Origin of the sequence: Rahnella ecdela (assembly GCF_019049625.1) — a bacterium.
GTDB lineage: Bacteria > Pseudomonadota > Gammaproteobacteria > Enterobacterales > Enterobacteriaceae > Rahnella > Rahnella ecdela.
The window spans coordinates 69,928-82,121 of sequence record NZ_JAFMOY010000131.1; the positions used below are offsets into that span (position 1 = coordinate 69,928).

Below are 12,194 nucleotides of genomic sequence, written 5' to 3' on the forward strand. Positions count from 1 at the left end.
TAAAGGTCATCAATTTTCGATGTGAGCTGTCGCGGTAGGCGTTAATCCGCCGTAATCATTAATACTTTTCCATGTGATATGGCATTGAGGAGCTTGCCGGTGACACCAGGATGTCTCCCGGATGCTGTAGGGCGGCACAACTCCCGCATTTTTTATCTTGCGCCCGTTAATTTGTAAATCAAAAAGGGTCACAAAGTAGGGCGTTGGATTATCAACCTTCAGCCGGTTCCCCGACCTGTACCAATGCAGTTCCTTATAGGCTTCCGCTGCCACCCCTTTCAGTCTGGCCGGACGATAGAGAAGTTTCAGCTTAGAGCGAATAGCTATCTGAACATTATTATTGTCAGTCTTTCCTGAGGGGATGGTCGCCACGCTCAGTGTGAACAAACTCTCACGGTCATCAGGCAGCTTTTCCGCTGACTTAATGACCCGGATCTCACTTTCCCTGCCGGCTTTGATAACAAATAAAGGCGGTGTGATGATAAATGGGTTAAGTGCTGGTCGTACTGATGCACCTGACCAGCTCCCGCCTGGCGTAATGCGGCTTTTAACCAGCCAGGGGGAATCACTGTTGTTACGCAAGGAGAGTGCCACGCTCCTTTGCCTTCCACCATAAATAACACGCGTTCCGCCAATCACTACCCCGGCGTTAACCACAGGGCTGGCGAGCAGTATTATCAGTCCGGCCAGAAAAATATTACGCATAGTTCAGCACAAACGTTGCTGAAGTATTTGCAGTTCCGACAGAAACCTCATCGCCATTGGCAAGGTAACGGGCATAAAACGCCAGGATGACCTGAGCCTGATGAGGCAATAACGCTGTACCTGCGCTTGCCTGATTCAGGGGGATCAATTTTTTGTCATGGTCATAGAGAGCGATACCGATACCGGCCGCACTGCCCTCAGTTTGCTCTATGGCGAGTAAGTCAGAATTGTGAGTGTCCGTGCTTCCGCTGAATGTCACGCTGACATTACTGGCCGCATCGCCACATTTTTCAAGCGTCAGAGTAAAAGGTTCATAGCGGGATCCATCGCCTGCGCGGGCAAACTGTTTGCTGCTCACGCTCCCCATCGTGACCAGCGAGTTTAACGAATCAGCTGACACGGAGCATGTTTTGTCCACAATCCTTCCGGTGATATTGATCTCACCATCATGAGCCGAAATTGCACCTGACCAGACTGTGAGCAGGCTGAGCGCAGCTAAACGTACTCGTAATGTAGAGTTCATCGCTTACTCCTTATTGATATTGCAGGTCGAAATACATCACGGCCGTGGCATTGCCCGCCGTGACAACCGGCTGCGTGGATTTATAGCGCAGATAGAAAGAGAGAACGTTGTCTCCCGGTTCAAGGGGGTACGTTGCAGGTGTCGGGCTGTTAAGCTCTAAGGGCTGCTGATTGGCGTTCAATATTTCCACACCAATTCCGCTGGCCATTCCTCCTGCATCGCCGGTATCTGTTAATGCCAGTAAGGCGGGATTTGCGGCATCGCGGGTACCAGAAAAACTCAGTGATGTTCCGGTGGCAGCAGTTCCACAGCCTTTCAGTTTGATTTCAAGTGATTTCGCCGGGCTTGCACTCCCCGTTGAAGTAAAATCGGTTACCGCAAACTGACCTATGTCGACAGTCTGTTTCTGACTGCTGCTTTCAACTTCACAGCTACGGGACAGTATGGTGCCGGTCATTTGCAGGTTATAGGTATCAGCGAAAACCACACCTGATACAGGAGATATCAGGGCTATAAACGCCATTTTTCTTAGCCATAACTTTTTCATTTTTTTAAATCTTTTGAGTTGGGGCTTAATTTGCAGAGCCGTTTGGTCAAGGCTATTCATGATGCAAGCCCTGACCCGTCGGGTTAGGAGAAAGTGAAATGTGCAAAAGAGCGATGTCTTATCCCGGAGCATTCTCATCACTGACAAGCTCTCGTTAATTTATTAATCGTGTTATTGGCCGCATCTTTTGGCAGAACATATTCCGTTACACATTGCTGTGATGCCGATTTACCCCAACTCACTGTCAGTAGCCCATGGGAAGCCAGACCGGACAAATAAACCTGACCGTCATCCCCGACAATACTGCTGTTGCCGTCAGCGGTTGAGACCAGTGCGCCGAAAGGAACTTTTTTGCCTGCATGAGTCAGCGTCAGCAAGACTCTGGCACCGATATGCGTTCTGAATTGCGCACGAACCAGTGCCCCGCGCGTTGGCACGACGCTGACCACGGTTTCGTCGAGATCGACATTATCAGGGAGGGTAGTGGTATCCAGCGCCATCCGGTTCAGACGATAGGTAGTGGCGTAAGGTACGATAGCGTAGCCCCGCCAGTCGGTCTGGATACCGGCGTTGTCTTCTACTTTTACGTCTTCCGCACCGGGTGCTGCCACCAGAACATTGGTGTCGCCCAGCGGTTGAGAAAAGGTTACCCCGTTTCGGTGCGCGACGATCGCGCCGCTAAGTCCGTAGTTCACCTGCTGGTAGTGATTGCCACTGTAGTTATAGGCGGCGTTGGCACTTCCCCAGGCTCCGTCATAATTTGCACTGACAGCGCCATTGGTGCCTCCGCCTCTGTTCTGATAGCCCTGCTGCACGCTATAACTGAGATTATTGTCTTCGAGCAACGTACCGCTGAGTCCGGCACTCTGGGTTGTCCGGCCATGCATATCTGAGCTGACACTCGAGGTCGCGTAGGTATTGTGACTTTGATGGGTAATATCGCTGGCCGGGAACAGCCATTGACTGAGCGGCAGAGAAACACCCAGCGCCACTCGTTGGTCCGCCTCTCTGAGGCCGGGTATTTTGTTGTAGCTGACATTGAGCGTCCAGGAGACGCCAGAGATATTCCCACTGTAACCGGCTTGTAAAAGGGTGTTATGTTCGTCCGACCGCCAGTAGTTTTGGCGGCTGCCACTGATGTAAAGCGAGCCGCTGTCGCCAAGTTGCTGCGATACATTGATCTGTATTTTTTCGCGCTTGTTATTATGCAGGTTGTAATAGTCTGAAACGGAAGCAGGGATTGCAGAGACTTCATCCCCGGAATTATCGACATACCCCGTCATCTGGTTCCGGGTGGATTCTTCAAGCGTGTAGAAACCCTCTGTCGAGTAACGATAGCCGACGAGCTGGAGGCTGGTTCCCATATTTTGCAGTGACTTGCTGTATAAAAAACGCAATGAGGTTCCGCTGTGTTTGCTCTCATCGGCCAACACGCTGTTCGCCTGCGTAACGTCAAATGATAGTGCACCGAAATCGCCAATGTTCGCGCCTGTGCCAAGAGCCACCGACTGATAATCCTGCGTTGTCTGGAAGCCGCCATAGGCAGTAAATCCCGCGGGCAATCCCCAAATCATTGTCGACTGCACAAAACTGACCTCATCTTGCTGGTCCGAATTGCTCCGGTATTTACCGGCTGTGAGGGTGTATTTTATATGCCCCTCGCGCTGTAAAACGGGCACGGAAGAGTAAGGGACGGTATAGATATCAAGACTGCCATCGGATTCTTTCACTTCCACGATCAGATCCCCGCTCGATGAGGTGGGAAATAAATCAGTAATAGCAAAAGCGCCGGGAGGCACATAACTTTGGTATATGACATACCCTTTCTGGCGGACAGTGACTCTCGCGTGGCTGCGGGCAATACCGTGAATGGTAGGAGCAAAACCCCGAAGGCTGTCGGGTAACATATTGTCGTCAGAGGCCAGTTGCACGCCGCGAAAACCGATACTGTCAAAGATATCGGACTGGGTGCTGCTGTCGCCAACAACCAGCTCACTACGTAAGGGAATAATGGCGCGCTCCAGCCAGGTATTAATATGCTGTAGTTCGCTTTTATTATTGCGTTTGTTGTTGTAGCTCCATGTTGAATAATCACGAAGGCGCCATGGGCCAACATTGATACCGCTGTTTAGACCGAGAAAGAAGTCATCAGACTCAGAGCCCGTGCCATCCTCGCTGTTCGAACCTGTGAAATTATAATCCAGCAACAGGGCATTAATCCCTTCATCCCATTGGGAAGGCGGAATATAGCCACGCGCTGAGTTCATCATCATCGCCTGAGGAATCGTAATATCCAGACGTAAACCTTCAAAATCAAACTGTGTTGTCGCTCCTTCAATCACAGAGGGCAGGTTCAGACAGGCATCAGGTTTTTGTGCTTTTAGTGCAGGCAGGTTCTCTAGGTTCACCCGCATTTTGGTGAGCATTCCGGGAGTCAGACACGGGGTCAGGCCGGTGTCATCAGCAGGGGTATCCGAAGTTAAAAAGCGGATGTCTTTGCGGGATTGAAATCTGTCATTCAGATAGACGTCGACCCGATATATTCCGGGAGCCTGAGCACCCCCTTCAAAGCGAGAGAGATCGGCTATTGCAGAGGGGTTACCCGATAAAAAAGCGGGATTAAAATATTCATCTGCAAAGCTGCTCACGGAAAAAATTGCGATAAAAGCTGCCAGTGCAGATATTCGATAATGTATTGTCAGCACTGGCTATTCATTCCTTTCTTGTAAAACTCATCACAATATTCTGCCGGGAGAGATATTGCGAAAATCGCGTCCTAAAATAGGGTCAATCGCATTTCTGCCGGGGGGTATTTGACCCGTAATCATTTACCGTCTGGAAACTGACTGCTCCCGTCTGATGACCGGGAATATTGATCACGCGCGAGCTGAGTGGGGAAATCATGGTATTTGGCAATTTTTGCCCGCCGACAGAAAAACTCACCAGAGTGACGTAGTAAGGCGAAGGATTTTTAACTGTGACTTTTCCCGAACCCACCTCGCAGCTCAGGTTTTTAGGGGCATCCCGTGATGTAGAGGGTAAGTTTTGCGGGCGAATAAATAACTTAATGACACTTTGTGTGGCAATTTGCAGCGTATTCCCTTGTAAATCTTTCTTATTAACGGAAGGAATGGCTTTGCTGTTCAGATAAAAAACAGTCTCTCTGTCTGTAGGCAATTTGGGGCCGGTGTACATAATTCGCAGGCTGTTCTCTTTCATAGGTTTTATTGTGAACAGCGGAGGCGTTAGCACAAAATAAGACGATTTTTTCCCCTCTGCATCTGTTATCCACGATTGAATTAAATAAAGATTACTTTGTGAGGTATTAGCAAGAGATAACGTCGTCTCACGGGCACCTTGCATGTAAATGACACGCGTTGCGCCCAGGGAAATCCCTCCGGCATGGGCGGGGACCATCAACATGCCTGCCAGCAAACCGGCATATAGCGTTACTTTTATATTCTGGCCGGAAATCATATGACTTAATTTTTTTATTACTGGCGTTCATTATTGCTCTGCCTTTAATGCAAGTGAATGTTCCTCGCGAGATGCAGAGGAACATATTTTCAATCAGGAATAGTTCATGCTGAAAGTGGCTGTTGCTGCAACGGTACCAGCCGTTGCAGCCGTTGCAGCCGCGCCTGTCGCGATATAATCAACGCTGAATGGCAGGGTGCTTTGAATGCCATTGAGAGGGATAGAGGCGGATTCAATGCCAACCGGCAGTGCTTTTCCGTCCGGGCCGTATAACTGCAGACCTACATTGGTTGCTGCGCCTGCGCCTGCGGTGTTGGCCAGCGCATCCGACGAGGTTGAATCTGACTGACCATTGAACGTCACGGACACGTTTTGCATAACGCTGGTGTCACAATCGGAAATAAGGATTTCAAAAGAAACTGGCTGACCGGCCGCTTCTCCGGTTGTCGCGAGCTTTGAAACCTTAACGTCGTCAAGCGTGATGGTTTGATTTATGGAGTCTGCGGCAACAGAACATGCGGCATTAATAACTTTGCCTTCAAAGTTAATAGTACCGCCCGATACCGAGGTGGTTTCGGCAAAACCTGAACCGCTGACAAGTACCAGTGAAATAGCCAATGCCAATGTTTTTTTTCCAGTTTCATCAATGCTCCTTGAGTTGTAAGTATTATTTTTACTATGTTGGGTTTGTGAAGGTAAAACGTGTTTTTTGAAGTGAAAACCTTTAATTAAAAAGGTAAGGTTCATTTGGTTTTTATTTCTGAGGTGAATGTTAATTTGCCGGTTTGAATAAAACAAGATAGATGAAATACGTGACTGAAAGCAGAAGATTATGAGGGCTGGTAACAGGTTGATAATGGTGATAAAAAAATTGAATTTTAATGTTTTTATATTGTGAATTTAGTGGATTAGAATGCGGCCAATGTGTCTGAAAAGTGAGTTTGCACACAGGTTCCTTTGACGCAAAGTAGTGATTGTTTTAATCCCTTATCAGCGGGGTTTGCGAGGGTTAGTTCCATGATTAATGTTGATTTTTTATATTTTCATTCGAAGTGAGTGAAAAGAAAAGGTGCCGTACGGGGGGTGTTATTTCTATAAAATCAAATGTCCTTTTGAAATTAAATGAATAGCTGCCCTATGACATTCAAAGGTTTCGATAGGGATGTTCTTCCCGAGATGGCGCCCCGGTACTCGTCTGTCACTACCTCATTACCGAGTCAATAAAGCTAAGCAACATTTATTTTGCAGATTGAAAGTAATTCAGTACAGCCTGTGCTTCAGATTTTTTATATTTTTGATTAAAATTATGTATATTCAATTATTTTAAATTTGCATTTGAGTTTTTCTGAAAGTGAGTATAACTACATGATATGTAGTGTGTTTAATATTTAAAATCACTATAAATGGTCTCGAATTTCAATGCTGGTCGTTATATGTATTGTACAAATCAGCGGGTGGCCTTATATTCACAGTATAAGTTTTTTTAAACATTACATTATGAGCTTACTTGATAATATTTTGTATGTGCAGTCTCCAGGCTAAGCAAAGTTTATATAAATCCTCTCTGGGGTAATGCATGAAAAACAAAATCGAATTTAAGTTTTTAAAAATAATAAATATCCTTGTGATGACAGGAAGTGTCACGAAAACAGCGCAGCTACTCAATCTTACTCCTGGCGCGATCAGCTATTCACTGAAGATATTAAGAGGCATGACAGGTGAGCATCTTTTTATCAGAACGCGTCATGGCATGAAACCTGATACCACGGCGCTTGAATTAAGCCAGCGGTATGAGATATTCGCTGCAGGAAATGTGGTCAACGATAGTAAGTGGAATATGGAAACAAGAAGTGAACTCAGGTTCATGACATTTTCATTGGTTGAAATGTTATTAGCTGATTCTGTATTTTGCTTAAAGAACATTGAGCCACTGTATCGTTTCGTTTTCCTGACTTATGCACCTGATATCAATGATCGTATGAATCATCTCATAAACAGAACGGTCGATATCGATATAGGTGGTAGTTTACCCCCGGACAGGCAGATCGGCCGGATAAAACTTTTCACCTCAAAAGTTTCACTGTTGGCGGGAGTGAATAATACATCATTACCTGATTTACTGACCGTTGATGATTTACAAAAAACACAACATGCTATCTGGTCTGTTATGATGGATTATTATTCAGATAATATCTTTAGTTCAGTTAAAAATAATGAATATTTACAGGATCGGGATGTGGCTATTATTTCTGGCAGCATAGTTAATATGGTCGCGTTTTGTGCAAGTACTCAATGTGTGATGCTAATCCCTGATATATTTATCCCGATGCTGATAAAAAGATTCCCGGTGAAAAGACTTTCTCTGCCTGATGAACTGGATATTAACTACGACTGTCACATGCATTTCAATACAAGGCTTATAGATGATAATAAAGCAGCTCTCTATCTGAATGACATAGTGGAAGGTTTGAAAGCATATAGCCATTCCTTTTAGTTTTCGTTGTGCCATAAGGTAGATTCGCAAGTTCTTTTTTGGTGATAAAATGAATAACATTAGTATTAAAAAACTACAAGTGGTTAATGCATTGATTGAAAATGGCAGTGCAACGAATGCCGCGAAGATGTTAAATATTTCCCCATCATCAATAAGTTATACTTTAAAAAAGTTACAGGATCAGCTTGGCGTCCCTCTTTTTCGAAGAGAGAAAGAGGGATTGAAACCAAATGTCGAGGCTTATTCACTTCAGGACCAATACAATGAAGTGATGGGTCTGAGTACAACCCGAAAAACCTTTATTATCACAACCTATTCTTTGGTTGAATTTCTTTTAGCAGATTACATTCATGACTTTATCAGCGGGAAAACACTTCATTTTGTGCCAATGGATTCTTGTGAAAATGAGCGTTTGCGCAAACTGAAACACCGGGAAGTCGATATTGATATTGGCGGCCGGTTACCTGTAGATGTTTCCATCATATCAGAGCGGTACCTTTATTCTGATATGTGCATTCTTGTCAGGGAAAATCATCCTTCGATTAAAAATAAGTTCACGCTTGAAGACTGGCATCAGAATCAGCATCTTCGCTGGCAGCGTGACCGGGGCAGCATTAGCAATATGGTTGACGGAGTTGGCGCTTCGGAGCGGTATTTTAGTGAGCGTGACATTGCCTGGGAAAGTCCCAATTTACTGACACTGGCTTATTTATGTTCGGGGAGCGATCATATCATGATGGTTCCTGAGGTTTTTACCAAATCACTTATTTCTATGCTTCCACTTAAATCATTTTCACCACCGCCATCCTTTGAAATGAAATTCAAGTGTTATCTTCATTATCATCGTGCGCTTGAAAAGAAAATCAATTCTCTGGGCCTGTATGATATTTTTGATACTCACCTGGATAATATTATAACTTAATTTATTTCGTTATATATACCCGGATAACTTTTTATTGGGTATTTTGACAGGAGCATTGACCATGGCAAATATACTTATTTATAGTCGAAACTTATTTCTCGCAAATGCACTAAAGGCACTTTGCTGTCAGATAAAAAACTCAGAAAGTTCGAATGTCACCCTATGTCACTCCTACAGAAGGCTGATCTCTGAAATTAAAAATGTCGATTATCTTGTCTACGATGATGAAGACGGCTTGTGGATGACGATCAGAAAGTTTTTATTCATACGTAGCGTTAATCCTAACGTACGGTTGCTGTCAATGAAAAATGGCCTTGAATGTGACTTTCATCATTTATATCGAAGCGCAAAATCAGATGGCAATAATTTTAAAAAGATGGAAGTGGAAGTTATTAAACACCGGTTGATGAGCGTGTTGTGGAGAAATAAGTCGGGTTGCGAGAAAGAGGAATTCGTTTCAAACAATGAAATAGAATGGCTTACAACAAATGAAAATCTTGTCTTGAAATACATCCTGAAAGGGTTCAGAAATAATGAAATTTCTGAATATTTATCTATAAATGAAAAGTCTGTCAGTTTACATAGGCGGAATATTTATAAAAAAACAAATGTACGAAATGTTACCAGCTTGTGGAAAATATTTATTCAAGCTGAGTAATAATTTGAGCACATCAGTCTATGTAATGTTGAGATTACTTTTATTTGGCTATAGATTTTTCGGCAGTTTATATTCTCACTGCCGCTTTATATTTTTATGAAAGGGCTCAATATTGCTATTGGCCCATCACTAGCTGAATTTCAGGTTCAGGAAAAATCGACTCGCAAGTAAGCCAGAGTAGTAAACACACCTTCCTGTGGAGGGGTGCCAGTAGTTCCTACAGGAAAGGCATGCAAAATGATATTAGAGCGAAAGCTGTCGTCTAAGTTAAAGGGGATGACACTGGTCGCATTATTCGGGATCAATGGATTATCGCTTTCATCAGTAACAACGACTCCGACATCTTTGTTGTCTGATTGTAAGGCATCAGGGATCTGTTCCGAAGGAGTACCCTGAAGTCGCAACGTCAGGTTTGCCGTGGCGCTCATATCGTTACACTCAACAGGAATACTGAATGTCTTCGGTGTATAGTTAGCAGGTTTTTCTCCGGCTACTTTAAAGTCACTGGAGTAAATATTTCCTAATTCAACAACGACCTGTGTTCCGGCATTAATAACACAGTTTTGAGGAACGGTAATTGTCCCATTGAGATAAGTATTGGTTGTCGCCATAGTCCCATGCGAAGAGCCTCCTGTATCGCCGACTGTCCAGTAAGTGGATGCAATCAGGACATTATTAATGACTGACTGACCAACCACTGACCTCTTTAATCTTACGGATACTTCAATTTGCCCGCCGGTATTTTTACCACCAGAATTTAAAGGGATATCTTCATTACAGGAGTAGTTGGTGCTCGAGGAGTTTACTTTATTATGTATCGGCCCGAATGGCACGGACACATATCCGTTAATAGTCTTAACTTTTATACCCACCTGAGCGTATTCATTTCCGGGTATATCAAAGTAAGTATAATCACCGATAGTCTGTGGGTTAGGAAGGTTCGTGTCACCCCATATCCATACATAAGTTTAGGGGCCTCCTGAGCAGGAACACTTAATCGTTGTTGTTTTGCTGGGCGCAGACAGTGTTTGCTCTGGCAACACTTTTCCCGCTGTGTTATTACCAGGCTCGGTTATCGTCATATTTCCTATATCATAGGTTAATGTAGCCGGTCCATTAATGGGTGAACATACTCCATCTGCTGCTATCGTATCCACACTATAGAATGAGGATAAAATAAAGAGCAGCAATTTTATGTTATTTTTCATTTTATGTGTATTTTCCTATGGTGTGTCAGTACCAGTGTGTATATCTATAAGTTGCCTTAATAAGAAGGTTTGTGGCATCATTTTCCTGAAATTTGGTAACCTTTAAAAATGTATAATATCGTGGGCATTATCACCCTCAAAGCTAAACAATTGAAGCGGTAATATTTATTGCTGCAAATCACTTTGCAATTAACCTACTGTAATTAATTGTTTGAGTAGGGTTTTCAATATATTTGAAATGTGAAATTAAAAATATTGATGATAGGAGCGTCAATTTCAATTATGTCACCTTTTTTACTGCTTGCATGCCTTTATCTCATTTACACCTCTCCGGTATTGGGATGATGACTTTTAGTTTATTTCAATTGGCATTTCAAAATTATTCAGATGTTTTCTGAAAAATATTCAGCGATAATGCGCCTGTAATATTGATAAATACAGCCATCCATTGGCGCGTAGGATCCATTATCCGATTTGGCATCACATTCTCCTGTGTGATGCCTTTTTTTATGAAGGTTTTTTGACTTTTTAATATTGAATGTCATTTAAGAATTATTTAATTTGCTAACAGGCTATTTTAATAAAGTGGATCTCAAGGGATGAATGGGCGTTTTGCAATGCAAAGGCCCTGCCGCATTGAATGTGGAGGAGCGGGGTGACGATCGGCGGAAGTATTTTGTTGCAGTGCGTTATTGCCGGAAAGGATTTCTTCCCACCGGTTTCGCGGGTTCAGGTGCGGCATCTTCGGTTTCGGCCTGAGCGGCTTCATTGGCTTCCTGCTCGGCTTTCAGCTTTGCGGCTTCTTCAGCAGCAGCCTTGTCCGCAGCCGCTTCGTCTGCTGCTGCCTTATCGGCCGCAGCCTTGGCGATAGCCGCTTTTTTCTCGGCTTCCAGTTGCTGTTGCAGGGTCAGTAATTGTTCCGGTGTCACAGCCGGATAGCCCTGCGCATCGTCGGGAATATTATGTACCGCAGGAATGGGGATCAGCGGCCCGAGGAAGCGGGGTTCGCGTTTGAGCAGATACAAATCCGTCAGTGCGCCCAGGCGGGCGAAGATTTCTCGGCTGCGTACACTGAGCATATTTTTCGGCGAAGGGACGGCAAAACATTGTGCCTGAATGCCCATGTGCAGCGCGATAAACAGTGCACGCTCGCAGTGGAAACGCTGGGTGATGATGATGAAATCGTTGGTGTCGAAGACTTTGCGGGTGCGCACGATGGAGTCGAGCGTGCGGAATCCTGCGTAGTCGAGCACGATATCGCTGGCAGGAATACCTGCGGCGATCAGATCACGTCGCATGGTGCTCGGCTCGTTGTAACTTTGCTGCGCATTATCGCCACTGAGCAGCAGGTATTTTACTTTGCCGCTGTTGTAGGCATTAATCGCCCCCTGAATACGGTACAGGTAGTACTGGTTGATCACGCCGGTGCGGTAATACTTTGCCGTTCCGAGTACCACGCCGACCTGGCGATGGGGCAGCGTCTGCACTTCGTCATAAATGTAGGGTTGGGTGCGCAGGCTTATCCACTGATCAAGCCCAATAGCAACCGCCAGCATCAGAATAATGATGCCGAAAACGCCAGCTATAAGTCGCTTAATCATAGGTATCCCTGTTATGACCAGATGGAAATCGGATCCAAGGCTACTTTACCTCTCCGGGG

The 12,194-nt window shown here is 44.8% G+C and carries 11 protein-coding genes; 3 read left to right on the top strand and 8 right to left on the bottom strand.

Translation table 11 applies throughout. From position 1 onward, the window contains the following. Positions 1-9: 9 nt before the first annotated feature. The 6 genes from J1784_RS18955 to J1784_RS18980 form a co-directional block, all read right to left on the bottom strand. A complete protein-coding gene (locus J1784_RS18955; protein WP_217150484.1) occupies positions 10-705 on the bottom strand; it encodes a fimbrial biogenesis chaperone in 696 nt (231 codons plus the stop codon). Further along, on the bottom strand, positions 698-1,228 hold the full coding sequence (locus J1784_RS18960) for a fimbrial protein (protein ID WP_217150485.1): 531 nt from the start codon (positions 1,226-1,228) through the stop codon (positions 698-700). The genes J1784_RS18955 and J1784_RS18960 overlap by 8 nt, the downstream gene beginning before the upstream one ends. A 10-nt stretch (positions 1,229-1,238) precedes the next feature. Beyond that, positions 1,239-1,835, bottom strand: a complete 597-nt coding sequence (locus tag J1784_RS18965) for a fimbrial protein (RefSeq protein ID WP_238485612.1) — start codon at positions 1,833-1,835, stop codon at positions 1,239-1,241. 77 nt (positions 1,836-1,912) lie between these two features. Beyond that, the gene (locus J1784_RS18970) at positions 1,913-4,471 is read right to left on the bottom strand and encodes a fimbrial biogenesis usher protein (RefSeq protein WP_420803983.1); all 2,559 of its coding nucleotides are present in this window, start codon (positions 4,469-4,471) and stop codon (positions 1,913-1,915) included. A gap of 91 nt (positions 4,472-4,562) precedes the next feature. Further along, positions 4,563-5,252, bottom strand: a complete 690-nt coding sequence (locus tag J1784_RS18975; protein WP_217150487.1) for a fimbria/pilus periplasmic chaperone — start codon at positions 5,250-5,252, stop codon at positions 4,563-4,565. A 93-nt stretch (positions 5,253-5,345) separates the two neighbouring features. Next, positions 5,346-5,999: a fimbrial protein gene (locus tag J1784_RS18980; RefSeq protein ID WP_217150488.1), complete on the bottom strand. Its 654-nt coding sequence runs from the start codon at positions 5,997-5,999 to the stop codon at positions 5,346-5,348. An 829-nt stretch (positions 6,000-6,828) separates the two neighbouring features. On the opposite strand from J1784_RS18980, the gene J1784_RS18985 reads away from it, so the two are divergent. From J1784_RS18985 to J1784_RS18995, 3 genes are all read left to right on the top strand, one after another. After that, a complete protein-coding gene (locus tag J1784_RS18985) occupies positions 6,829-7,746 on the top strand; it encodes a LysR family transcriptional regulator (protein WP_217150489.1) in 918 nt (305 codons plus the stop codon). Between the two features lie 49 nt (positions 7,747-7,795). Then, positions 7,796-8,668, top strand: coding sequence for a LysR family transcriptional regulator (locus J1784_RS18990; RefSeq protein WP_217150490.1), 873 nt, complete (start codon positions 7,796-7,798; stop codon positions 8,666-8,668). 61 nt (positions 8,669-8,729) lie between these two features. Continuing rightward, the gene (locus J1784_RS18995; RefSeq protein ID WP_217150491.1) at positions 8,730-9,326 is read left to right on the top strand and encodes a helix-turn-helix transcriptional regulator; all 597 of its coding nucleotides are present in this window, start codon (positions 8,730-8,732) and stop codon (positions 9,324-9,326) included. 146 nt (positions 9,327-9,472) lie between these two features. Here the strand turns inward: J1784_RS18995 and J1784_RS26740 are convergent, their stop codons facing one another. After that, positions 9,473-10,198 carry a fimbrial protein gene (locus tag J1784_RS26740; protein ID WP_217150492.1) on the bottom strand — a complete coding sequence of 242 codons (726 nt, stop codon included), beginning with the start codon at positions 10,196-10,198 and terminating at the stop codon, positions 9,473-9,475. A gap of 1,025 nt (positions 10,199-11,223) precedes the next feature. Then, the gene (gene sanA, locus J1784_RS19005) at positions 11,224-12,135 is read right to left on the bottom strand and encodes an outer membrane permeability protein SanA (protein ID WP_217150493.1); all 912 of its coding nucleotides are present in this window, start codon (positions 12,133-12,135) and stop codon (positions 11,224-11,226) included. Positions 12,136-12,194 lie beyond the last annotated feature (59 nt).

Excerpts from the sequence above, each read along its gene's own strand:
- J1784_RS18955 (WP_217150484.1), bottom strand. The coding sequence starts at position 705 with ATGCGTAATATTTTTCTGGCCGGACTGATAATACTGCTCGCCAGCCCT.
- J1784_RS18975 (WP_217150487.1), bottom strand. The coding sequence starts at position 5,252 with ATGATTTCCGGCCAGAATATAAAAGTAACGCTATATGCCGGTTTGCTG.
- J1784_RS18985 (WP_217150489.1), top strand. The coding sequence starts at position 6,829 with ATGAAAAACAAAATCGAATTTAAGTTTTTAAAAATAATAAATATCCTT.
- J1784_RS18965 (WP_238485612.1), bottom strand. The coding sequence starts at position 1,835 with ATGAATAGCCTTGACCAAACGGCTCTGCAAATTAAGCCCCAACTCAAA.
- J1784_RS18990 (WP_217150490.1), top strand. The coding sequence starts at position 7,796 with ATGAATAACATTAGTATTAAAAAACTACAAGTGGTTAATGCATTGATT.
- J1784_RS18960 (WP_217150485.1), bottom strand. The coding sequence starts at position 1,228 with ATGAACTCTACATTACGAGTACGTTTAGCTGCGCTCAGCCTGCTCACA.
- sanA (WP_217150493.1), bottom strand. The coding sequence starts at position 12,135 with ATGATTAAGCGACTTATAGCTGGCGTTTTCGGCATCATTATTCTGATG.
- J1784_RS18995 (WP_217150491.1), top strand. The coding sequence starts at position 8,730 with ATGGCAAATATACTTATTTATAGTCGAAACTTATTTCTCGCAAATGCA.
- J1784_RS18980 (WP_217150488.1), bottom strand. The coding sequence starts at position 5,999 with ATGAACCTTACCTTTTTAATTAAAGGTTTTCACTTCAAAAAACACGTT.